Below are 22914 nucleotides of genomic sequence, written 5' to 3' on the forward strand. Positions count from 1 at the left end.
CTTTTCTCTTAAAAAAAATGTGTATAAAATGCTAGGTGACTTTATGTCACCTAGTTTTTTTGTATCATACCGACAAGCATTAAACCGATTTGTTTCAAATAAATTAGCTTTAAACCGATTACATAATTAATGCGCTAGCGCAGATAATAAAAAGGTAATATTTATGAGATTGTTTTTGCTCGCCCTCGCTACATTTGTTTTAGCTGGGTGCGGAATTAATCAATACACCAGTCCAAGCATGAATAAAGGGTTTTCGAGCATGAAATTATCGAAACCTTTACCTGTCGAAACTGAAGAAGATGTCAGCGCAGAAAACATTAAATTAATGAACAGCCCTGAAGAATTATTAGGAATGCCATTTCGTGACTTAGGTATTGTATCTGGTGAGTCATGCAGAAAAAATGCAAAGAGTCCCCCGATTAACCTTGATTCAGCTAAAAACAGTATGTTGACGCAAGCCGCTTATATCGCTGCAGATGCAGTGTTATTACATCAGTGCCAAACCAAATCAGCACCGGGTTGTTACCAAGCAACGGTATGTGAAGGTAGCGCACTTAAAATTGTTGAATAATCAACTTATGCAATCTTTTCAATTTAATGTTATCGGGCATATCGAATCCCCTTATAAAGAAAAGTTTGCTATTCCTCGCCAGCCTGGGCTGGTTCAAAACGGCTTTGGGCGTTTGCATTTACATCCGCCATACAATGACCCCAATGCCGTTAGAGGATTAACTCAATTTAGTCATATTTGGGTGTTGTTTGTTTTTCACCAAACGATAGAAGGTGGCTGGAAATCGCTAGTACGCCCTCCCCGCTTAGGTGGTAACGATAAAATGGGTGTGTTTGCCACTCGTTCAACATTTCGACCAAACCCGATTGGGATGTCGTTAGTTGAATTAAAAGATGTGACTATCGAAAACAACCAAGTCATCCTTGAACTCGGTAGCCTAGATTTAGTTGATGGCACACCAGTGATAGATATCAAACCGTATCTACCTTTTGCTGAAGCTATCACAACCGCCAAAGCAGGTTATGCTCAAGAAGCACCCTCAGAAGATATGCAGGTTATATTTAGCACACAAGCTCAGCTTGAATGTGATAAATACCAATCTCACTATCCTGGATTAGCGTCTTTTATTGAGCAAGTATTAAAGCAGGACCCACGTCCTGCCTATAAGAAACAATCCAATGAAGCCCGTGATTATGCGGTTCATTTATTAGATTTCAATGTACGCTGGCGAGTGACTAATAATATCACTGAAGTGTTTGCCATCGAACGTAATGAAAAATCGCGTTAACCTCTTTTGACAAAGCATCGTCACTGGTAGACTAGCTGTTTATTCCGCTGCTTAGCAGCTTTAAATTATTGGGTAGGCATAAGCCCTACCATAATTTGTTGTTCTAATGGAACCTATACAATGCGTACTAGCAAATATCTGCTCTCAACTCTAAAAGAGACCCCTGCGGATGCAGAAGTTATCAGCCACAAGCTGATGCTGCGTGCAGGGATGATCCGTAAACTTGCTTCTGGTCTGTATGACTGGTTACCCACAGGCGTGCGTGTTCTGCGTAAAGTAGAAAACATCGTTCGTGAAGAAATGGAAAATGCAGGCGCTATCGAGGTATCTTTACCCGTCGTTCAACCTGCTGACTTATGGCAAGAAAGTGGACGTTGGGAACAATATGGCCCTGAGTTACTGCGCTTTGTAGATCGTGGTGAACGTCCTTTTGTTTTAGGTCCAACCCACGAAGAAGTTATCACTGATTTAGTGCGTAACGAGATCACTTCATACAAACAATTACCATTGAATTTATTCCAAATTCAAACCAAATTCCGTGATGAAGTTCGTCCTCGCTTCGGTGTAATGCGTTCTCGTGAATTTATCATGAAAGATGCATACTCGTTCCACACAAGCCAAGAGTCATTGCAAGAAACTTACGATGCAATGTACCAAGCTTATAGCAAAATTTTCACCCGTATTGGCTTTGATTTCCGTGCAGTACAGGCAGACACCGGTTCTATCGGTGGTAACGCTTCTCACGAATTCCAAGTCTTAGCACAAAGCGGCGAAGATGATGTTGTCTTCTCCACTGAATCTGATTTTGCAGCCAATATCGAATTTGCTGAAGCGGTTGCGCCAAGTGTTCAACGTGCAGCGCCAAGCCAAGAGATGCATTTAGTTGATACACCAAATGCAAAAACGATTGCTGAATTAGTTGAACAGTTCAATCTGCCAATCGAGAAAACAGTTAAGACTCTGATTGTCCATGCCGAGAAAGACTCTGGTCATACTTTAGTTGCTCTGTTAATTCGTGGCGACCATGAACTTAATGAAATTAAAGCAGAAAAACACCCATTAGTGGCAAGCCCACTGCAATTTGCATCAGAAGAAGAGATCCGTAAAGCTGTTAACGCAGGTCCTGGCTCTTTAGGTCCTGTGAAAATGCCAATGCCAATCGTCATTGACCGCAGCGTTGCGGTGATGAGTGACTTTGGTGCAGGTGCTAATATTGATGGTAAACACTACTTTGGCATCAACTGGGAACGTGATCTCCCACTGCCGGAAGTTTACGACCTGCGTAATGTGGTAGCGGGTGACCCAAGTCCAGATGGTAAAGGTACCCTGTTAATCAAACGCGGTATCGAAGTGGGCCATATCTTCCAGTTAGGCACAAAATATTCTGAAGCAATGAAAGCCTCTGTGCAGAATGAAGAAGGTCATAACCAAATCGTGACAATGGGTTGCTATGGTATTGGTGTAACACGTATTGTTGCAGCTGCGATTGAGCAAAGCCACGATGAGCGCGGTATTGTATGGCCTGACGCTATCGCACCGTTCCACGTTGCTATCCTGCCAATGAACATGCATAAGTCTTATCGCGTTAAAGAAGTTGCTGAAAAACTGTATGCAGACCTGAAAGCACAAGGCATCGATGTTATTTTTGATGACCGTAAAGAGCGTCCGGGTGTGATGTTTGCCGATATGGAACTGATTGGTGTTCCGTACACTATCGTCATTGGTGATCGTAATTTAGATACTAACCAAGTTGAATATAAATCACGCCGCAGTGATGACAAACAACTAGTTGGTTTAGATAACGTCGTTAGCTTCCTAAAAGAAAAATTAGCTAAATAACCGTTACGTTAGCCTAAATAAAAAGCTCAGAGTTCAGTTTTACTGTCTCTGAGCTTTTTTATTACCACTAAGCCTTTTTACAATATAACCAAAACGAATTCAGGTTATTTGCAGGAGCGGGTTTTATCAAACTGAATATTCCCTGTAGGAATAAATGCAGAATCAAATTGACCGTCTTCCATTGATGGGCGAATTGAATAGAAACCATCCACTTCTAAATACACTGGCGTACCGCCATCCACATCGGTATCACTATAGGCTTTCTCTAGCTCAATACCTGACGTTGCATATTTACGCCCAGAACCACATTCAGTAAATACAGCGGCATCCGCCATATAACGATATTCGCCACGCTTTTTACTTGGAGTGACCTGTTTTAAGGTATGGTTCATTGAGCTCTCAATCGCCTTGCCTTCTAAATCTAGCAGTGTGATTGACTGGTTATCAGGAGATTGTGCAAAGTATGTACGTTCTGCTTTTGAGTTAGTTAATGTTAATACATTTTCCGTGCTAGACCAGTTACCTGTTTCATGGAACATTTGGTTCCCTTCACGGGTTTCTAAATAAAGCAGTTGCTCAACATAGCTACCATCTGGATTAACTAATAGTGTTGCTTCAATTCCCGAACAATCCGCACAAGGAAGTACACCACTATAAACATGGTCTACAGGCGCAAAATTTGCTTCATTGACACTACTTTGACAGCCGGATAATGCCACAGCACCCGCTGAAATAAGAGCTAATAAAAGTACTTTCTTCATTATAATTCCCTTCAGATCATTCAATTATCACTGTTTCGCTTATTAAGACATCATAACATCTCAACCAATAAAAAAATAAGGTATGCAAAAGTTTACAATCGGATAAATAACCAGCTAAAGATATCAGTTTAGTGAATAAGAATTTTCCTTTTCCCACGTCACTGATTATAGTTATTAAATTACTATGCTATTATCGAGCCAAGCACTTTTGATTTAGCTTTTTATTTCATCGGTAAATGCTTAGCCGATAATGCTTAGTCGATAAATGCTAGAGTTTTTAGATAATACAAACATGTTCAAGGCGGCAATAACCGCCACTAACACAGTGGTGAGGGAATATGTCTACAGATAATGAATATCAACCAATCAATTGTGATGATTACGAATATCTAGAAATCGCATGCCAGCGTCAATTAAAGCTGCAAATTAAGCTTAATGACGGCGAGAATATTGAAGGGCAAGCCAGTGATTTGCTCCTACGAAAAAAAATTGAGTACCTCGTCCTGATCACACAGGAAGGCACTAAGGAGCTAAGACTGGATATTATCTCATCCTTCAGTCATCCTGAAATCGGCACTATCGTTGTCGACCACTCCCACTAATACTCGTTTTTCTGAGTTTCTTCTATGCCCCTTATGATAGTCACAGTCATAAGGGGTTTCTACTTTTTGGGTAGTCTATGCAGCTTATTCGCAGGAAAACTCATTGGTATTTATCCAATGTTCGGAATTTTGCCAATCAATAGCAATCCCAACAGTGTCTTCTCCCACAAATCCATCAGGAGTAATAAAACATCCCACGGCACAAATTAGTGTTTCGTTATAGTAAATCAGCGGGGTTCTTTCTCGCATCCATGGAGCAACACCCAATTCTTGCCAAATCTTTTTACTACTGCGTGAATGATGGCGACCAACAATATTTAGTGAGCCTTGCAATCCAAAGCGAATTGTCACTTTTTCCGTTTCTTGTGGTGGGCGGATCTGCCCTTCTCCATCCATCACAACCAGTGTTCCCAGTGATTCAGGTAAGAGATAAGCCTCTGGATAATTCCACTGATACTGTTTTCCCATCAGGCTATTAATGCGCTTAACCACCCACAGAGCCCCTTGATAACGGCGAATTTCCACATCACCCAAGCGACAGATAGGTTCTGCATCCTGCCGGGCAAGTGCCACTTCCTGCCAAATTCGTTCTAATTGATTAAATGGCGGCATAGCAAGTTGGTGAAGACCAATCCATCTGCGGATCAAGGCGTTACGCTTGGCTACTGAACAATGGATAAGCCCATCGATGTATAATCCACCGCGATAATCAATAATGTCATCAAGGGAATCTTGTAGCAGTTCATCCAGTAATGCTTCTTGTTCTGCGCATAATAATGCGCTTCGGGAAACTGCATTCGCAAAATGAGGCCAGCGTTCAGATAATCTTGGCATAATATTCAAACGCAAGAAGTTACGATCATATCGGTCATCTTGATTACTATCATCTTCAACCCAAGGAAGTTGATGTTCCGTTCGATAGTTTTCTAATTCATGGCGAGAAATAGAAAGCAAAGGACGTAATAGAACTGTTTTTCCACTTTTTGCTTGAAAAGAAAGTGATTCCGGCATCGCGGAAAGCCCTGCGGGGCCGCTTCCGCGTTTAAGTGCCAGCATAAAGGTTTCTGCTTGGTCATCAAGATGCTGAGCCGTCACCAAAATTTCATCTTCGAGTAGCTCATCACGATATGCCTGATAACGTTCAGTTCTTGCAGCCGCTTCAACACCAATCTGAGCGCTATCTACAGTTACATGCTGGCAAATAAACGGAATATCCCATTGTTGGCATAATGAAGCGCAGTGAGCTTCCCATTTGTCCGCTTGAATATTTAAACCATGATGAATATGAATTGCGCGGATTTGGAGTAAAGGATTTATGCTATTTTTGATTTGATAAAGGGCATGCAACAGTACGGTAGAATCAATGCCACCACTGAATCCAACCAGAATTTTTTGATAGTTTTTTATTTTACTGTAAACGTGCTCAACAATAATTGCTGATTTTTCGGCCATTAACCTGCCCTTCCCCATTATTTTTACGATTTTTCTAGCGCTAGAACATAATATACCGAACATAATCACAAGAAAAATCTGCATCAATATTTAAGGATATTCAGATGTAAATGGGGTGCAAGGGAAAAGATATCGAGTTAGCAAGAAAAACCCCGCCTAAGCGGGGAAGAAAAAATTAACGGTACCACTACAATGCAATATTACCGCTTTAGTTCTATGTCAGCCGATGTACCTCTTACCGAGTTTCCGTTTTCGAACTGAATGACAATAGTCATATAAATGGTGTCTCCAATACTGCTAACTGCATTAGTCCCAAACTTAATCGAACTGCCATCATCAGTTACTGGTGAATTAATTTCAGTCTTACCACCAATAGAATAATGCATTGATTTCTTTCTATAACCACTTCTTTTTAGGTATTCATGAGTGCTTATTGACCTAGGCTGGCCATAACCAAGGTGTGCATAGTCTATCTCCATATTGTATCCATATCCGGAACGATCCCCTATCTGGTTGCCGTTAAATATCCGTATTTTGGATGACTCCAGTATTTTTTCTACTGTGACTTTATTCGATTGAGCTTCAATCCCCGTATTCGGCGTACCACTTAGTGCGCGAGGGGTGACGTTAAAAGAAATTGTGCACCCTACATCGACGTCTTTTATGGTATACGTTTTGGTCGTCGTCAGATTTTGAATATAGCACTTTGGATAATTAAGGTTCTGAACATTGATTAATAAAAATGAAAACTAAAGTATGAGCCATAAAAAACGGGAGCTGGCTAAACCGACTCCCGTTTCAAAATAGGCTGGATTACACTTAATAGGTTAGCTAATTAGCAGTAACCATATCCCATCAGACGTTGATAACGACGATTTTTCAATGCTTCTTCATCCAGAGTTTCTAACTCATTCAAGTCTTGCGTGATTTGTGCTTTCAGAGATTCCGCAATTTCATCGTAATTACGATGAGCGCCGCCCAGAGGTTCAGGGATCACGCTATCAATCAGCTTCAGCTCTTTCAAGCGAGGCGCCGTAATACCCATCGCGTCAGCCGCTAATGGTGCTTTATCAGCACTTTTCCACAGAATAGATGCACAACCTTCTGGTGAGATAACGGAATAAGTGCTGTATTGCAGCATATTCACTTTATCACCCACACCAATCGCTAACGCACCACCTGAACCGCCTTCACCGATCACGGTACAGATCACCGGAACGGATAAGCGAGACATTTCACGTAAGTTACGCGCAATCGCTTCGGATTGACCGCGCTCTTCTGCACCAACACCCGGATATGCACCCGGTGTATCGATAAACGTAATAATTGGCAGGTTAAAACGCTCAGCCATTTCCATCAGACGCAGTGCTTTACGGTAGCCTTCTGGTGCTGGCATACCAAAGTTACGGCGAATTTTCTCTTTCGTTTCACGACCTTTTTGATGACCAATAACCATCACAGGGCGCCCATCTAAACGAGCTAAACCACCAATAATCGCTTTGTCATCGGCATACGCACGATCACCCGCTAATTCTTGGTAATCTGTAAAAATGCGAGAAATGTAATCCAAAGAGTATGGACGACGAGGGTGACGAGCGAGTTTAGCAATTTGCCAAGCCCCCAGATCAGAGAAAATCTTACGTGTCAGTTCAACACTTTTTTCACGTAAACGAGCAACCTCTTCATCCAGGTTGACTTCTAAGTTGTTATCTTGACGGCTAACTGCAGTTAGGGAATCGATTTTCGCCTCTAATTCAGCAATCGGCTGTTCAAAATCAAGAAAGTCCAGACTCATAATATTCCTATTTTAGTCAAATTCTAATTCTACCTGCTCACTACCCAGCAGAGTTCGAAGGTCGTTCAGAAGGGGATCCACGGGTGTTACACGCCAAACAACGCCAAACTTAAGCTTAGCTCTGGCATCATCCTTCTGATAATACAAGTGAACCGGTATCGTGCCTGAACGGTGAGGTTCAAGCGCATTACGAAGCCGATTCAGTAATTGATCGTTAATCTGTTTATCGGACAGTGAAATTGCAAGGCCGCGCGCATACTTTTCCCTTGCTTCTCCGATATCCATCAATTCGCGCACTGTCATTTTATTACCACCATTGAAATCATCAAAGCTGACCTGACCGGTGGCAATTAAAATATTGTCTTTTTCCAACATATGTTGGTATTTATCCAGCGCATCTGAAAATAACATAATATCCAGACGACCGGAACGATCATCGAGTGTGCAAATCCCAATTCGGTTTCCACGTTTGGTTGTGATCACTTTGGCAGAGAGCACTAAACCTACCACAGTTGTCACTTGACCACGAGGGGTTGGGTTCACATCTTTCAATCTCAAACCATTTGTATAACGCTCTATCTCACTTAAGTATCGCGTTATTGGGTGACCTGTCAAATAGAGCCCCAAAGTTTCGCGCTCACCTTCTAGCACAACTTGCTCAGGCCACTTCGGCACACTCGCATAAGAACTTTCAACCTGCTCAGGGGCTTCTGCAAGCACCCCAAACATATCCCCTTGCCCGATAGCTTCTGCTTTCGCATGCTGATCTGCCGCTTTTAATGCGTCTTCAAGGGATGACATCAACGCCGCTCGGTGAGGACCTAAATGATCGAATGCCCCTGCCATGATCAGCTTTTCCATCACTCGGCGGTTAATCTTTTTAATATCCACTCGAGCACAAAGATCGAAAATTTCTTTAAAGATCCCGCCTTGTTGGCGAGCTTCAATAATCGCTTCGATTGGGCCTTCTCCAACGCCTTTAATTGCGCCGATGCCGTAAACTATCTCACCTTCATCATTCACATGGAAGTGATATAACCCACTATTGATATCTGGTGGCAATACTTTCAAGTCCATACGCCAACATTCATCAACCAGTCCGACTACTTTTTCCGTGTTATCCATATCCGCAGTCATTACTGCAGCCATAAATTCAGCCGGATAGTGGGCTTTTAGCCATAATGTTTGGTACGAAACCAGCGCATAGGCAGCGGAGTGTGATTTGTTAAATCCATAACCGGCGAATTTTTCCACCAAGTCAAAGATTTTCATCGACAACTCACCATCTACCCCGTTTTTGATGGAACCTTCCTCAAAAACGGAGCGCTGTTTTGCCATTTCTTCAGGTTTCTTTTTACCCATCGCACGACGCAACATATCCGCGCCACCGAGGGTATAACCGGCTAAAACCTGAGCAATCTGCATAACCTGTTCTTGGTATAGGATAATACCATAAGTTGGCTCTAGAACAGGTTTTAATGATTCGTGCTGCCAATTTACATCAGGATATGAGATCTCTTCACGACCATGTTTACGGTCGATAAAGTTATCTACCATCCCCGATTGCAGCGGACCTGGGCGGAATAACGCCACCAGAGCGATCATATCTTCAAAACAGTCCGGTTGCAGGCGTTTAATCAGATCCTTCATTCCTCGGGATTCTAATTGGAATACCGCCGTGGTTTCTGAACGCTGCAACATGTCGAAGCTTTTCTTATCCTGTAAAGGAATAGCTGCAATATCAATCGGCTCTAAATTTTTCTTGGCTCGACGGGCATTGATCATCTCCAATGCCCAGTTAATAATGGTCAGCGTACGCAGACCTAGGAAGTCGAATTTTACCAAGCCAGCATATTCGACATCGTTTTTATCGAATTGTGTAACGGGGTTATTGCCTTCAGCATCGCAATAGAGCGGTGCAAAATCCGTAATTTTAGTTGGTGCAATAACTACCCCACCGGCGTGCTTACCGGCGTTACGCGTTACCCCTTCAAGCTTACGCGCCATATCGATTAGCGCTTTAACCTCTTCATCTGCTTCATAAATTTCAGGCAGCTGCGGTTCTGCTTCAAAGGCTTTTTCAAGGGTCATTCCCGGATCAGGGGGAACGAGTTTAGAAATTCGGTCAACGAAACCATAAGGGTGCCCCAGCACCCGTCCCACGTCACGAATAACAGCTTTTGCTGCCATCGTACCAAAGGTAATAATCTGGGATACCGCGTCTCGCCCATACATTTGAGCAACGTGATCAATAACTTGGTCACGTTTTTCCATACAGAAGTCAACGTCAAAGTCTGGCATTGATACCCGCTCAGGGTTCAAGAAACGCTCAAACAGCAGGTCAAGTTCAAGTGGGTCTAAGTCAGTGATTTTTAGTGCATAAGCCACTAAAGAGCCCGCACCTGAGCCTCGCCCTGGACCAACAGGAACACCGTTATCTTTCGACCACTGAATAAACTCCATTACGATCAAGAAGTAGCCAGGGAATCCCATTTGGTTGATAACGTTGAGTTCGATTTCTAAACGTTCATCATATTCAGGGCGTCTTTCTGCTCGGACTTTTTCATCTGGGAATAAGAATTTAAGGCGCTCTTCCAGACCTTCTTTTGAACGCATAACCAGAAAGTCTTCCGTTTCCATATCCCCTGTCGGGAATTTCGGTAGGAAATATTCACCAAGACGAATAGTGACGTTACAGCGCTTAGCAATCTCTACACTATTTTCTAATGCTTCAGGGATGTCGGCAAACAGCTCGCACATCTCTTCTTCAGTACGTAAGTATTGCTGAGGACTATAATTTTTTGGACGCTTCGGATCGGCTAACGTGAATCCATCATGAATAGCGACACGAATTTCATGGGCATCAAAATCGCTGCTTTCAATGAAACAGACATCGTTGGTAGCCACTACAGGCAGACCACGCTGAGTTGCTAATTCGACAGCAGCATGTAGGTAGCTCTCTTCATCAGGTCGCCCAGTACGAATAAGCTCAAGATAGTAAGCATCAGGAAAGTGGGTTTGGTAGAACGCTAAACTTTCATCCACTAGTGCTTGGTTACCGCGGAGTAAAAACTGCCCCACATCCCCTTTTCGACCGCCTGATAGCAGGAGCAAACCCTCTTTATGTTTGACGAGCCAGTCACGATGAATCGTGGGACCAATTGCGCCATAACCTTTTTGGTAAGCTTCGGAGATGAGTAAGGTGAGGTTTTGATAGCCTTCGTTGTTGCGAGCCAGAACCGTTAAGTGAGCAACCTCATCACCAAGTTGCTCACTTTCCATATAAAAATCAGCCCCAATGATCGGCTTGATACCTGCACCATGAGCCGCACCATAAAACTTCACTAACCCACAAAGGTTAGTAAAATCCGTGATGGCAAATGCAGGCATGCCCATGGCGGCGACTTTTTTCACTAATGGAGCGGTTTTCGCCAGCCCATCAATCATGGAGTAGTCACTGTGAACACGTAGATGAATAAAACGAGGAGAAGCCATTAACTTTATACCTATTTTTCTTATGCCGACTATTTAATGTCTAACGCACGTCTTACAGGCGCGAAGCTTTTACGGTGAAATTCGGTAGCGCCAAACTCAGCTAATTTTTCTAAATGATACGCTGTAGGGTAGCCTTTGTGTTTCGCAAAACCATATTCAGGGAAAGCTTTATCAAGCTCGACCATTTCTCTATCTCGAATCACTTTAGCCAGAATTGATGCAGCGCTGATCTCTTGGACTAAACTATCACCTTTGACAACAGCCTGTGATGGCATGGTCAATTTAGGGCAGCGGTTGCCATCCACTAAGACGAATTCTGGTTGAATTGAAAGGCCTTCTACCGCTCTTTGCATTGCCAACATAGTCGCATGCAATATGTTGAGTTGGTCAATTTCCTCAGGTTCTGCACGGCCAATGCACCAACACAGTGCTTTTTCTTTGATCTCATCGAACAACTTTTCACGCTTTTTTTCGCTAAGTTTTTTCGAGTCAGCAAGTCCTGCTATTGGGTTATTAGGATCTAAAATAACCGCTGCAGTCACTACAGCGCCCACTAAAGGTCCACGCCCCACTTCATCAACGCCAGCAATTAAGTTGGCTTTCGGGTATATAAATTCCATTATTTTCTAACCAAATCTAATACAGCATCAGCGGCTTGTTGGTCTGCATCACAACGAATCAGTTGATGCAATTGTAAGAAAGTTTCCTTCAGCGCGTCTACTTGCTCTCCGCCTTCCAACAATGGAAGTAACTGGTCTGCAAGCTGCTGTGGCTGGCACTCTTCTTGGAGTAATTCTTTCACGATTTCTTTCCCTGCCAATAAATTTGGCAAAGAAACATAAGGCGTTTTGACTAAGCGCTTGGCAAGCCAGAATGTGAAAGGCTTCATGCGATAACCCACTACCATTGGGCATTTGGTTAGCATACATTCTAAGGCCGCGGTGCCAGAAGCAAGTAATGTCGCATCTGCTGCGGTCATTGCATCGCGAGCCTGTCCGTCCAAAATATGGACATTCAACTCTGGAGCAACCTGTTGTTTTATTTCATCGAATTGCTGGCGGCGTTTCTGATTTACCAGAGGCACGACAATATGTAGATCGGCAAAGTGGCTACTTAATAGTGTAGCGGTTTTTAAGAAATCAGCGCTAAGCATTTCGACTTCAGAATGGCGACTTCCCGGTAACAATGCTAAACATTTTGCAGTTACGGGGATATTTAAACGTTCACGCGCAGCCTGTTTATCAGGGTTTAAGGGGATTGAATCCGCCATGGTGTGCCCAATAAAACGGCAAGGGACATCAAAACGGTCATAAAATGCTTTCTCAAATGGGAGAAATGCTAAGACTAAATTTGTGGAACGACCAATTTTGAATACGCGCTTTTGGCGCCATGCCCAAACAGATGGGCTGACATAATGAATGGTTTTAATGCCTTTGGATTTTAAGCGACCTTCAAGGGTGATATTGAAATCAGGCGCATCAATGCCAACAAACACATCAGGTTGTAACTCAGTAAAACGCTGAGTTAAATCTTTACGGATGGATAATAAACGAGGTAAACGACCAAGGACTTCAACAATCCCCATGACGGCGAGCTCTTCCATTTCATACCAAGCTTCACAACCTTCTGCTTGCATGAGAGGACCTGCAACACCGACAAAACGGGCATTGGGGACTTGTTGTTTTAAGGCGCGGATAAGTCCTGCGCCTAAGATATCACCAGAGGTTTCTCCGGCAACAAGGCCAATAGTAAGTGGGCGGTTGCTATTCACCAAAATTCGCTCCTTATTAAAGGCCTTTTCTTGTATTCATCTGCAGCAGCAAAAATTAACGAATAATTCCGCGCTTAGATTGTGCTGAGTCTTCTAAGAAATCACTAAATACTTTGACGTGTTCGTCAGTTTTTGCCATTTCAGCAATTTCTTCACGTGCTTCTTCCAAAGACTTCCCTGAGCGGTATAACGTTTTGTAGGCGTTACGAATAGCGTGCAGAGATTCTTTTTCAAAACCACGGCGTTTTAAACCTTCAAGGTTTAAACCAAATGGAGTTGCATGGTTGCCCTGTGCAATAACGTATGGAGGTACGTCTTGTGCAACACCAGAGCATCCACCGACCATTACGTGCGCACCAATCTGACAGAATTGATGCACCGCAGTCATGCCACCAATAATAGCGAAATCACCAAGAGTGACGTGACCACCTAACGTTCCGTTATTCGCGATAATACAGCGGTTACCAATGATGCAGTCATGCGCAATATGGACGTTAACCATCAGTAAGTTATCATTACCAATTTTAGTTAGGTCACCGCCTTGTGTGGTTCCACGGTGGATAGTCACACTTTCACGGATGCGGTTACGGTCGCCAATCTCAACGCGAGTTGGCTCACCTTGGTATTTCAGGTCTTGGTTAATTTCACCAATCGAAGCAAATTGAAAAATAACGTTGTCACGACCAATTTTCGTGTGTCCGTTTACAACAACGTGAGATTTCAGCTCAGTACCTTCACCAATTTCAACATTAGCGCCGATATAGCAAAAAGGACCAATGCGTACATTGGCACCAATAACAGCTCCATCTTCTACAATAGATGAGGGATGAACATAGGCAGTTTTGTCAATCATATCAGACCTCACGACGACGGGCGCACATCATTTCTGCTTCGCAGGCCACTTCTCCATCAACTTTTGCTACACCTTTAAAACGTGCAACACCGCGACGTTCTTTGATAAATTCAACTTCCAGGATCATTTGATCTCCTGGCAGAACTGGACGTTTAAAGCGTGCGTTATCAATCGCTGCAAAATAATACAGCTCGCCAGGTTCAAGTTTGCCTACGCTTTTAAATGCAAGGATACCCGTAGCCTGAGCCATTGCTTCTAAAATTAAAACACCTGGGAAAATTGGTTTGCTCGGGAAATGTCCCTGAAAGAATGGCTCGTTAAAAGAAACGTTCTTTACCGCGCGCAAAGATTTACCTTCTTCAAAATCCAATACACGGTCAACCAAAAGGAATGGGTAACGGTGCGGAAGTAGTTCTAAGATTTCTTCTATATTCAGAGTATGATTATCACTCATCGAAATACTCTTCCTGTCTATTAATACTATTTAATTAATGAATCGGCCCGCTTTAACTCAATAGCGAGTTAACAGGCAGGCCGGAAAAAATGTAACTCAAGAAACTATTTTAGCTTGAATTACCAAATAATTACTGATTTTTTTGATTTTGGCTATCTAATTCACGTTCAAGTGTTTTTAGACGCTTATTCATCTCATTGATGCTTAAGACTAAAGCTGCGGTTTTACGCCATGCTTTATTCGGCTGTAAAGGAATACCGGAAGAGTAAACTCCTGGCTCAGTAATTGGTCGCATGACCATTCCCATACCTGTTACGGTAACCTTGTCACAGATTTCCATATGACCATTGATAACACTGGCTCCGCCAATCATACAATAGCGACCGATTTTTAAACTACCAGCCATAATGACGCCACCCGCAACTGCGGTATTATCGCCTATTGTTACATTGTGCGCAATTTGGCATTGGTTATCGATGATAACGCCATTGCCAATGACTGTGTTATCTAATGCGCCACGGTCAATTGTTGTACACGCACCGATCTCAACACGAGATCCGATGATCACGGTACCTAATTGTGGGATCTTGATCCAATTACCACGATCATTGGCATAACCAAAGCCATCAGAACCGATCACTGTGCCTGACTGGATTAAGCAACTTTCCCCAATCTCAACATGATGGTAAACACTGACATTCGCCCATAAACGGGTGCCTGCACCAATGCGGGTATTTTTACCAATAAAACAACCTGCACCAATCACAACGTTATCGCCTAGCACAACGCCACTTTCGATAACGGCATTCGCGCCAATTGCGACATTCTGACCAAGCTGGGCATCATCAGCAATGACCGCTGACGCATGGATATTCTCAGCAGGGGCTGGAGTGGTATCCATAATTTGCGCCATGTGCGCATAAGCAAGGTAAGGATTATCTACAACCAGTGCAGCAACCTTACAAGCACTCAGATCTTTTTCAGTTAATACCACAGCAGCAGCTTGGCAATCTGCCAACTTATCGCTGTAACGGCTATCAGATAAAAAAGTAATCTGCTGATTATTCGCTGAATACATCGGTGCAATACCGGTGATGACGATATCGCCATCACCGTGTAACTGTGCATTCAACTGCTGAGCAAGGTCAGCTAATCGAATTGAAGACATCTATTATTTAACCTGTTTTTGAACCTGACTGGTGATATCGATACCATCTTTTGCATACGCAACTGCGTTTGCATCGATAACAACATCATAGCCTTCTTTCGCTGCAACAGATTTAATAGAATCTTGGATACGGCTCAGGATTTTATTACGCTCTTCAGCTTGACGACGACGATTGTCTTCTTCAAATTTCTGAGCTTTCTCAGCGAACTGGTCACGTTTAGTGATTAATTCTTTTTCCTGCTTTTCACGATCGCTAGTGCTCATAGTCGCGCCGTCACGACGCAGTTTTTCTACGCGTGATTGCAGATCTTTTTCCAGATTCTGCAGTTCAGTAGCACGGCTTTTGAATTCACTCTCAAGCTGTTTAGCAACGGCTTCACGAGCAGGCATGTTCTGGAAAACTTCGCCAACATTAACGATAGCGATTTTTTCAGCATACGCACCCGCAGACATTGCTAAAGCAATACTTACACCCGCTGCACACAACAATTTTTTCACACTAAACTCCTTAACCCATTCTTATGGCTGGAAATTTTGGTAGCCCTCATTATTTTATGAGGGCTGATTTCGATAGAGACTGAATTATTACCAAGTTCTACCAATATTAAATTGGAACTGTTCTGATTTGTCGCCTTCGTAATCCTTGATAGGTTGCGCATAGGAGAAGACCAGAGGCCCAAGTGGCGAAATCCACTGTAAAGCAATACCCGTAGAAACACGGACGTTAGTTGCTGTACCGTAGTCAGGCATACCTGCACGCCATGCTGGGTTAATACTGTTCCAGTTGGTATCCCATACGGTTCCCGCATCTACAAACAGAGATGTACGGATCGTATTCGCATATTTTTCGTCGATAAATGGCGTTGGTGTAATCAGCTCAAATGAACCTGCATACATCGCGTTGCCACCAACCGCATCGCTGGATGGGCTACCTGGCTCAGGACCATCTTTGCCATCTACATTCTTCAGATATACAGCTTTCGGACCGATGTTATTTGAACGGAAACCACGGATAGTGCTAGAACCCCCTGCATAGAAGTTCTCATAGAATGGCATTTGTTTGCTACCAATACCATCACCATAACCCGCCTGCGCGCGACCTAACACAACCCATGTTTCATCATCATTCAATGGGAGATATTGGGCAGTATCAAAACGCAGTTTGTAGTATTCGTTATCAGAACCTGGGACAGTAATTTTGCCTGAAACACTGGTTTTGTTACCCGATGTTGGGAAGAAACCACGGTTTAAGGAGTTATATGTCCAACCTAAGTTTAGCGTAAAGTCATCAGCTCTGAAGCTTTCTTTGTTACGACCATCTTTAGTCACCGGTGGGTTTTCACCCATAGATTGTAGATAGTCCCACATTGCAGCTTGCGCACGCATGTCAGACAGGTCGTTATGAACATAACCCGCACCAATACGGAAGGAGTTATTTTCATTGAATGGGAAGCTTAATGTGCTATCTAAACCATACGTTTTGTTGTTATAGCCAGATAAGTCCGCATCTTTCGCACTAAAGTCGTTATAGAAAATACGTCCACCCAGACTCACACCGTTTACAGTGAAGTAAGGGTCTGTCATTGAAAACTCTACGTTTGTTGAGTAGTCATTTCGGCTCGCGTTAATACCAACCGCATTACCTGTACCCAACCAGTTATCCTGAGTTACACCAACTTGGAAGCTAACGCCACTTTCAGTACCGAAACCAACACCAAAGTTCATTGAACCAGTGTTACGTTCTTTAACCTTATAGATAACATCAACTTGGTCTGGGCTACCCGGAATGCGCTGAGTTTCAACATCAACAGTTTCGAAGAAACCAGTACGGTTCAGACGCTCTTTACCTAATTCAACTAAATCGTTACCTAACCAAGCACCTTCCATTTGGCGCATTTCACGGCGTAAAACGGAATCTTTACTGGTATCATTGCCTTGGAAACGAATTTGGCGAACATAGAAACGGTTACCTGCATCAACGTTAACATGCAGCTTAACTGTCTTATCAGCGTCATTAATTTCAGGCTGAGTCATTACGCGCGGATAAGCGTAACCATAACGACCAAACAGGTCTTTAATTTGGTTTTCCATCTGAGTCACTTGCGCACCATTGTATAACTCACCTGGTGTAATAGTGATCAGCTCTTGGATATCCGCTAAATACTCTGCCGTATTACCATTAACGTCAACGCCAGAAATCTTATATTGATCTCCTTCAGTGACATTAATCGTAATGTAGATATCTTTCTTGTCCGGTGTCAGACTCACTTGCGTTGAGTCGATATTGAAACGTGCATAACCACGATCAAGGTAGAAACTGCGCAGGGTTTCTAAGTCACCCGCCAATTTTTGTTTTTGATATTTTTGGTCAGCCGCCAGGTTCCACCATGGCACATCGTCACGTAATTGGAGCTTATTCACCAATTCCGCTGTTGAGTAGTTTTTATTACCCACAATGTTGATCTGCTGGATTTTTGCAGACACGCCTTCAGAGAACACAAATTTTAAATCCACGCGGTTACGTGGTAATGGAGTGACCACCGCTTTTACTGTCGCGTTGTATTTACCAACACTGTAATAAAAGTCCTCTAAACCTTTTTCAATATTCGCAATTTTAGTGCGGTCTAATGCTTCACCCACACGGACATTGGATGCTTCCAAGTTCTGCTTTAGCATGTCATCTTTTACAGATTTGTTACCTGTAAAAGTGATACTCGCGATGGTTGGTCGTTCTTTAACTTGAACGATCAGCGTATTTCCATCACGCAGGACCCTAACATCTTCGAAGTTACCTGTAGAGAATAGCGAACGAATCGAACGACTGATATCTTCGTTATCGATTGAATCCCCGACCCTGACAGGCATGTTCAATAATGCTGCACCAACGGCGACGCGTTGTAGACCTTCGAAACGAATGTCTTTAACTACGAATCCGTCTGAACCGTATGCAGTGGCGCTACCTAAAAGCAGCGACGCTATGAGCAACTTTTTCATCGCCATCGTTGTTATGCGTATTCCTTACTGGTCCCAAGCTTACAAAATTAGAAGCGAGAGAAATCATTAAAAAGTGCAAGTCCCATTAACAGAATCAATGCCATTGCACCAATTCGAAAACTAAAGTCTTGTACTCGCTCAGACACTGGACTCCCTTTAATTTTTTCAATTAATAAGAAGAGTAAGTGCCCCCCATCTAACACAGGCAATGGAAATAGATTGATGATGCCTAAGTTCACGCTAATCAGCGCAATAAACATCAGATAATATACCAAGCCTGACTCCGCCGAAACCCCCGCACCTTTTGCGATAGATACCGGCCCGCTCAAGTTATTGAGTTTGACATCCCCAACAACCAGTTTACCCATCATATTGACTGTCAGTTTCATCAACTGCCAAGTCTTGTCGCTAGCTTGAAACAGTGCAGATACAGGGTTGTATTGCTGCACCATTTTATATTCATCAGCTAACGGTAATACAGTTAGTTCGACACCTGCAACGCCAAAACGCTCACCTTTTTTACCTTCCTGAACATCAGGAACCAAGGTTAAATCAATCAATGTCGAATCACGTTGCACGGCTAATTTTAATGGTGTCCCCGGATTATTTCGGATTATTCTCGTCACTGGATTCCAAGTATCCAGTAGCTCTCCGTTGACACTAATAATTCTATCTCCCGGTTTTAAACCGGCACGCTCGCCCGCTAAGCCTTCCGTCACTTTATGGATGACAGGGTCAACCTTCGCAGACACTGGCATAATCCCTATTGATAAAATAGGATCCTGCTTTTCAGGGTCAAACTGCCATGCGCTTAAATCCACTGTTTTAGAAACCGGTTCATTATATCCTTGAGGTAAAACTTGTGCAGTAAATTCCCTATCACCAATTTTACTCACTAGCGCTAAACGAACTGAATTCCAATCAGGTGTTTCGATACCGTCTATCGATTTTAGTTCCATCTGAGGCTCAAAATTTGCCTCAGCAGCAATAGAATTTGGCTTAATGCTATCAATGACTGGGCGAACAGATGGAATCCCAATCATAAAGACAATCCAGTAGACAACAATAGCAAGCAAAAAGTTCGCAAGAGGCCCCGCGCTAATAATGGCGGCACGTTGTCCAACAGTCTTATTATTGAAAGCTAAATGACGGCGTTCTGGGCTTACTTCACCAACACGCTCATCGAGCATTTTGACGTAGCCACCAAGCGGGATCAGCGCTAAAACAAACTCTGTCCCATGTTTATCGACTTTACGCCATAGCGTTTTACCAAACCCTATAGAGAACTTTTCAACGTAAACACCGCAACGGCGCGCGACCCAATAATGCCCAAATTCGTGCACCGTAATCAGCACACCAATCGCAATAATAAACGCCGCTAAGCTCCAAATAAATCCCATTAATCTTCCTAAAGACCAAAACCGTTAAAAACTAACAAATTCAGCCCTGCAAATACAGGGATTGCCGCAGTTAGGCTATCAATTCTATCGAGTATTCCACCGTGACCTGGAATTAAATGACTACTGTCTTTAATACCGGATTGGCGCTTAAACATACTCTCCGTTAAGTCACCAAACACAGATACTACAACAACAATAATTGAAGTCACTAGTAAATAATCTGGCATTGCTGGGATTGGCGCATATAAGCTAAATAACCATGAGATAATTCCAGCGGTAATTAAACCACCGATTAACCCTTCCCATGTTTTACCTGGAGAAACTTTTGGTGCCATTTTATTGCGACCAATAGTACGTCCAAACGCATAAGCACCGGAGTCTGCACCCCATACCAATAACATAACGTAGAGCAGCCACCATGCCCCTACAGAGGTATCTGCTTGGTAACCAATGGTTCTTAATACCATCATGCCGCTATAGAAAGGCACGATAGTTAATACACCAAACAGTAAGCGAATGATGACCGATTTACCCCATGAGGCAGAGGCTGGGTATGTCACAACCAATAAAATGGCGGCAATCCACCAGATTAAACCCGCCCATAGGCTATATAAAATAAACGGAGAACTTGAAAGAGCGGTCATGTCTGGTAAAGAAAATTGAATTGCGAGTAATACCGCCGCAAATACAACCGCTAAACCGATGCGTTTAGTTTGTGAATGCCATCCAGCAAATTGAGCCCATTCCCATGCGCCCAACGCACAGACAGCTATCACTACTAAACCGAAATTTGCTGGGGACAGTAAAAAAAGTGCAGCAATAACAATTGGAATTAAAATCACCGCAGTGAGTAAACGATACTTCAGCACATCCATCCCCTTTTATTTGACGAGTTCGTCATCTGATTCTGCTCCACCATAGCGCCGTTCTCGCTTGCTAAAAGCATCGACTGCATCCTGAAACACCATTTCATCAAAATCTGGCCATAAAACGTTGGTGAAATAAAATTCCGCATAAGCAACCTGCCATAACAAGAAATTACTAATGCGATGTTCTCCACCTGTACGGATCACCAAATCAACACACTCTTGGTCATGCATACAAACATGGTCGCTAATCGTACTTTCAGTTACGTCATCAATAGATAACTCACCACGACTCACTTTTTCATAAACTTGTTTAACGCTATTTACAATATCCCAGCGTCCACCGTAGTTAGCGGCAATATTCAGCTGTAAACCGGTATTACCTGCTGTTAATGCTTCCGCTTTATCAATTCTTTTTCTTAAGGTTTCACTAAAGCGACTAACATCACCAATAATTTTCAGTTTTACGTTATTTTTATGCAGGTTTTTGACTTCATTATCTAATGCAAAAACAAACAGATCCATCAACGAACTGACTTCTTTTTCTGGTCTTTTCCAATTTTCACTGCTGAATGCGTAAAGTGTCAGGGAACGAATATTATTCTTTACTGCAAAACGCACAGAACTACGTACAGATTCAACACCTGCTCGATGACCAGTAATTCTGAATTTTCCTCTCTGTTTTGCCCATCGCCCATTACCATCCATAATGATGGCAACATGCTTAGGCATCATAGAATCAGAGAGATTTTCACCACTAGAGTTCATTAAATGTTAATCCTTGTCTGTACTACTTGGGAAATCCGGCTCAATCATAACTCTTATGATTATAATTGCTGATAAGACACATCCTTAATATGCTTATTGTTGATAAGCTTTCTATTCTCAACACGCCACATATTAAAGATATATTATAGTTATCAGCAACTAAATAAATCACATATCAAGATTAAAATTCTTGAGCAATTAGCTGAGCTGCTTCACGACGAGCACAAGCATCGATTTCTAAGACCTCATCAATAGACGTGGGTTCCGAAAAATCTAATTTATCCATAATCTTGTGATTGATTTTTGCAATATCCGTAAAGCGAATTTTCTCTTCTAAGAATGCACCGACAGTGATTTCATTCGCACCATTTAATACAGTCGTCGCCGCTTGCCCTTGGTGACATGCATCGATAGCCAGTTTCAGGCAAGGATAACGTTGGTAATCAGGCTCCACAAAAGTCAGCGAAGATAACGTAGTGAAATCCAATGGCTTAGCACCCGACATAATACGCTGAGGATAGGCCATGCTGTACGAAATTGGTGTACGCATGTCCGGTGTTCCTAACTGGGCGATAACACTCCCATCACGGTAACGAACCATAGAGTGGATCACAGATTGAGGGTGAATAATCACTTCCATCTGCTTTTCGTTCGCATTAAAGAAATAGCAGGCCTCGATATATTCTAGACCTTTATTCATCATAGTCGCGGAATCTACTGAGATTTTGCGACCCATTGACCAGTTAGGATGATTACATGCCTCATCAGGTGTCACTTGGTCAAAATAAGATAAAGGTGTATCTCTAAATGGTCCGCCAGACCCTGTTAATACGATGCTGGAAATCCCTGAGGCCATCAGGTCGGCAAAGCCTAAATTCAATTGAATCTCTTCAGGTAAGCTTTGGAAAATCGCATTATGCTCGCTATCGATCGGGAAAACTGTCGCTTGGTGCTCTCGAATCGCATTAAAGAATAAACGGCCACTGGTGATCAAAGACTCTTTATTCGCTAATAATATTCTTTTCCCTTTGCGGATTGCTGACAACGTTGGGAGTAGCCCCGCCACGCCAGTAATAGCAGACATCACTTGATCCGCATCATCTAATCCAGCAAGTTCAATAGCGGATTCTGTACCAGATAAAACTTCTGTTTTGCAGTTATTTTCCGTCAAAATAGTACGTAATGCTTTCGCTGCGCTTTCGTCAGCCATTGAGACATATTTAGGATTAAATTCAAGGCACTGACTTGCCATCTCAGTCACGTTTTTACCTGCGACTAATGCAAGAATTTGGAATTTATCAGGATTTTGACGAACAACAGAAAGTGTACTTGTACCGATTGAACCTGTAGAACCCAGGATAGTAAGACGTTTCATAGTGATCAGATACTCTGTATTAA

Annotated in this window: 20 protein-coding genes; 4 read left to right on the forward strand and 16 right to left on the reverse strand. The window is 42.9% G+C overall.

Annotation, left to right across the window (positions count from 1 at the left end; translation table 11 throughout):
* Window positions 1-259 precede the first annotated feature (259 nt).
* The 3 genes from rcsF to proS all read left to right on the forward strand — a co-directional run bounded on the left by rcsF (window position 260) and on the right by proS (window position 3137).
* Window positions 260-571 (forward strand): Rcs stress response system protein RcsF, encoded by a 312-nt coding sequence (rcsF, locus tag M5X66_RS13980; protein WP_230082465.1) that lies wholly within the window; start codon window positions 260-262, stop codon window positions 569-571.
* A gap of 7 nt (window positions 572-578) precedes the next feature.
* Window positions 579-1298 (forward strand): tRNA (N6-threonylcarbamoyladenosine(37)-N6)-methyltransferase TrmO, encoded by a 720-nt coding sequence (gene tsaA, locus M5X66_RS13985; RefSeq protein ID WP_154599815.1) that lies wholly within the window; start codon window positions 579-581, stop codon window positions 1296-1298.
* A gap of 120 nt (window positions 1299-1418) precedes the next feature.
* A complete protein-coding gene (proS, locus tag M5X66_RS13990) occupies window positions 1419-3137 on the forward strand; it encodes a proline--tRNA ligase (RefSeq protein WP_036956385.1) in 1719 nt (572 codons plus the stop codon).
* 104 nt (window positions 3138-3241) lie between these two features.
* Here the strand turns inward: proS and M5X66_RS13995 are convergent, their stop codons facing one another.
* Window positions 3242-3898, reverse strand: a complete 657-nt coding sequence (locus tag M5X66_RS13995; protein WP_036956383.1) for a copper resistance protein NlpE N-terminal domain-containing protein — start codon at window positions 3896-3898, stop codon at window positions 3242-3244.
* A gap of 338 nt (window positions 3899-4236) precedes the next feature.
* On the opposite strand from M5X66_RS13995, the gene rof reads away from it, so the two are divergent.
* Window positions 4237-4500 carry a Rho-binding antiterminator gene (rof, locus tag M5X66_RS14000; protein ID WP_006658392.1) on the forward strand — a complete coding sequence of 88 codons (264 nt, stop codon included), beginning with the start codon at window positions 4237-4239 and terminating at the stop codon, window positions 4498-4500.
* Window positions 4501-4584: 84 nt separating this feature from the next.
* On the opposite strand, the gene tilS is transcribed toward rof, so the two are convergent.
* The 15 genes from tilS to ispC all read right to left on the reverse strand — a co-directional run bounded on the left by tilS (window position 4585) and on the right by ispC (window position 22891).
* Window positions 4585-5952: a tRNA lysidine(34) synthetase TilS gene (gene tilS / locus M5X66_RS14005; RefSeq protein ID WP_036956381.1), complete on the reverse strand. Its 1368-nt coding sequence runs from the start codon at window positions 5950-5952 to the stop codon at window positions 4585-4587.
* A 200-nt stretch (window positions 5953-6152) separates the two neighbouring features.
* Complete coding sequence (locus tag M5X66_RS14010; RefSeq protein ID WP_036956380.1) at window positions 6153-6431, reverse strand: hypothetical protein; 279 nt, start codon at window positions 6429-6431, stop codon at window positions 6153-6155.
* A gap of 356 nt (window positions 6432-6787) precedes the next feature.
* Window positions 6788-7747: an acetyl-CoA carboxylase carboxyl transferase subunit alpha gene (gene accA, locus M5X66_RS14015; RefSeq protein WP_036956378.1), complete on the reverse strand. Its 960-nt coding sequence runs from the start codon at window positions 7745-7747 to the stop codon at window positions 6788-6790.
* A 12-nt stretch (window positions 7748-7759) separates the two neighbouring features.
* Window positions 7760-11242, reverse strand: coding sequence for a DNA polymerase III subunit alpha (gene dnaE / locus M5X66_RS14020; protein ID WP_270103664.1), 3483 nt, complete (start codon window positions 11240-11242; stop codon window positions 7760-7762).
* A gap of 29 nt (window positions 11243-11271) precedes the next feature.
* Window positions 11272-11862 carry a ribonuclease HII gene (rnhB, locus tag M5X66_RS14025; protein WP_036956374.1) on the reverse strand — a complete coding sequence of 197 codons (591 nt, stop codon included), beginning with the start codon at window positions 11860-11862 and terminating at the stop codon, window positions 11272-11274.
* On the reverse strand, window positions 11862-13016 hold the full coding sequence (lpxB, locus tag M5X66_RS14030) for a lipid-A-disaccharide synthase (RefSeq protein ID WP_036956372.1): 1155 nt from the start codon (window positions 13014-13016) through the stop codon (window positions 11862-11864). Before lpxB ends, rnhB begins: the two co-directional genes overlap by 1 nt.
* A 52-nt stretch (window positions 13017-13068) precedes the next feature.
* Window positions 13069-13866 carry an acyl-ACP--UDP-N-acetylglucosamine O-acyltransferase gene (gene lpxA / locus M5X66_RS14035; RefSeq protein WP_108478503.1) on the reverse strand — a complete coding sequence of 266 codons (798 nt, stop codon included), beginning with the start codon at window positions 13864-13866 and terminating at the stop codon, window positions 13069-13071.
* Between the two features lies 1 nt (window position 13867).
* On the reverse strand, window positions 13868-14320 hold the full coding sequence (fabZ, locus tag M5X66_RS14040) for a 3-hydroxyacyl-ACP dehydratase FabZ (protein WP_006658399.1): 453 nt from the start codon (window positions 14318-14320) through the stop codon (window positions 13868-13870).
* Window positions 14321-14450: 130 nt separating this feature from the next.
* Window positions 14451-15488, reverse strand: coding sequence for a UDP-3-O-(3-hydroxymyristoyl)glucosamine N-acyltransferase (gene lpxD / locus M5X66_RS14045; protein ID WP_108478502.1), 1038 nt, complete (start codon window positions 15486-15488; stop codon window positions 14451-14453).
* A gap of 3 nt (window positions 15489-15491) precedes the next feature.
* Complete coding sequence (skp, locus tag M5X66_RS14050) at window positions 15492-15986, reverse strand: molecular chaperone Skp (protein WP_036956365.1); 495 nt, start codon at window positions 15984-15986, stop codon at window positions 15492-15494.
* 87 nt (window positions 15987-16073) lie between these two features.
* Window positions 16074-18488, reverse strand: a complete 2415-nt coding sequence (bamA, locus tag M5X66_RS14055; RefSeq protein ID WP_270103665.1) for an outer membrane protein assembly factor BamA — start codon at window positions 18486-18488, stop codon at window positions 16074-16076.
* Window positions 18489-18529: 41 nt separating this feature from the next.
* Window positions 18530-19882 (reverse strand): sigma E protease regulator RseP, encoded by a 1353-nt coding sequence (rseP, locus tag M5X66_RS14060; RefSeq protein WP_108478500.1) that lies wholly within the window; start codon window positions 19880-19882, stop codon window positions 18530-18532.
* 8 nt (window positions 19883-19890) lie between these two features.
* Entirely contained in the window at window positions 19891-20757 is an 867-nt protein-coding gene (cdsA, locus tag M5X66_RS14065; protein WP_154599812.1) for a phosphatidate cytidylyltransferase, read from the reverse strand.
* A 6-nt stretch (window positions 20758-20763) separates the two neighbouring features.
* Window positions 20764-21516, reverse strand: coding sequence for a polyprenyl diphosphate synthase (uppS, locus tag M5X66_RS14070; RefSeq protein WP_036956360.1), 753 nt, complete (start codon window positions 21514-21516; stop codon window positions 20764-20766).
* 181 nt (window positions 21517-21697) lie between these two features.
* Window positions 21698-22891 carry a 1-deoxy-D-xylulose-5-phosphate reductoisomerase gene (gene ispC, locus M5X66_RS14075; protein WP_132496504.1) on the reverse strand — a complete coding sequence of 398 codons (1194 nt, stop codon included), beginning with the start codon at window positions 22889-22891 and terminating at the stop codon, window positions 21698-21700.
* Window positions 22892-22914: the final 23 nt, after the last annotated feature.

It is taken from the genome of Providencia sp. PROV188, from assembly GCF_027595165.1.
Classification (GTDB): domain Bacteria; phylum Pseudomonadota; class Gammaproteobacteria; order Enterobacterales; family Enterobacteriaceae; genus Providencia; species Providencia lanzhouensis.

Excerpts from the sequence above, each read along its gene's own strand:
- rcsF (WP_230082465.1), top strand. The coding sequence starts at position 260 with ATGAAATTATCGAAACCTTTACCTGTCGAAACTGAAGAAGATGTCAGC.
- tsaA (WP_154599815.1), top strand. The coding sequence starts at position 579 with ATGCAATCTTTTCAATTTAATGTTATCGGGCATATCGAATCCCCTTAT.
- proS (WP_036956385.1), top strand. The coding sequence starts at position 1,419 with ATGCGTACTAGCAAATATCTGCTCTCAACTCTAAAAGAGACCCCTGCG.
- M5X66_RS13995 (WP_036956383.1), bottom strand. The coding sequence starts at position 3,898 with ATGAAGAAAGTACTTTTATTAGCTCTTATTTCAGCGGGTGCTGTGGCA.
- rof (WP_006658392.1), top strand. The coding sequence starts at position 4,237 with ATGTCTACAGATAATGAATATCAACCAATCAATTGTGATGATTACGAA.
- tilS (WP_036956381.1), bottom strand. The coding sequence starts at position 5,952 with ATGGCCGAAAAATCAGCAATTATTGTTGAGCACGTTTACAGTAAAATA.
- M5X66_RS14010 (WP_036956380.1), bottom strand. The coding sequence starts at position 6,431 with ATGGAGATAGACTATGCACACCTTGGTTATGGCCAGCCTAGGTCAATA.
- accA (WP_036956378.1), bottom strand. The coding sequence starts at position 7,747 with ATGAGTCTGGACTTTCTTGATTTTGAACAGCCGATTGCTGAATTAGAG.
- dnaE (WP_270103664.1), bottom strand. The coding sequence starts at position 11,242 with ATGGCTTCTCCTCGTTTTATTCATCTACGTGTTCACAGTGACTACTCC.
- rnhB (WP_036956374.1), bottom strand. The coding sequence starts at position 11,862 with ATGGAATTTATATACCCGAAAGCCAACTTAATTGCTGGCGTTGATGAA.
- lpxA (WP_108478503.1), bottom strand. The coding sequence starts at position 13,866 with ATGATTGACAAAACTGCCTATGTTCATCCCTCATCTATTGTAGAAGAT.
- fabZ (WP_006658399.1), bottom strand. The coding sequence starts at position 14,320 with ATGAGTGATAATCATACTCTGAATATAGAAGAAATCTTAGAACTACTT.
- lpxD (WP_108478502.1), bottom strand. The coding sequence starts at position 15,488 with ATGTCTTCAATTCGATTAGCTGACCTTGCTCAGCAGTTGAATGCACAG.
- bamA (WP_270103665.1), bottom strand. The coding sequence starts at position 18,488 with ATGGCGATGAAAAAGTTGCTCATAGCGTCGCTGCTTTTAGGTAGCGCC.
- rseP (WP_108478500.1), bottom strand. The coding sequence starts at position 19,882 with ATGGGATTTATTTGGAGCTTAGCGGCGTTTATTATTGCGATTGGTGTG.
- cdsA (WP_154599812.1), bottom strand. The coding sequence starts at position 20,757 with ATGGATGTGCTGAAGTATCGTTTACTCACTGCGGTGATTTTAATTCCA.
- uppS (WP_036956360.1), bottom strand. The coding sequence starts at position 21,516 with ATGAACTCTAGTGGTGAAAATCTCTCTGATTCTATGATGCCTAAGCAT.
- ispC (WP_132496504.1), bottom strand. The coding sequence starts at position 22,891 with ATGAAACGTCTTACTATCCTGGGTTCTACAGGTTCAATCGGTACAAGT.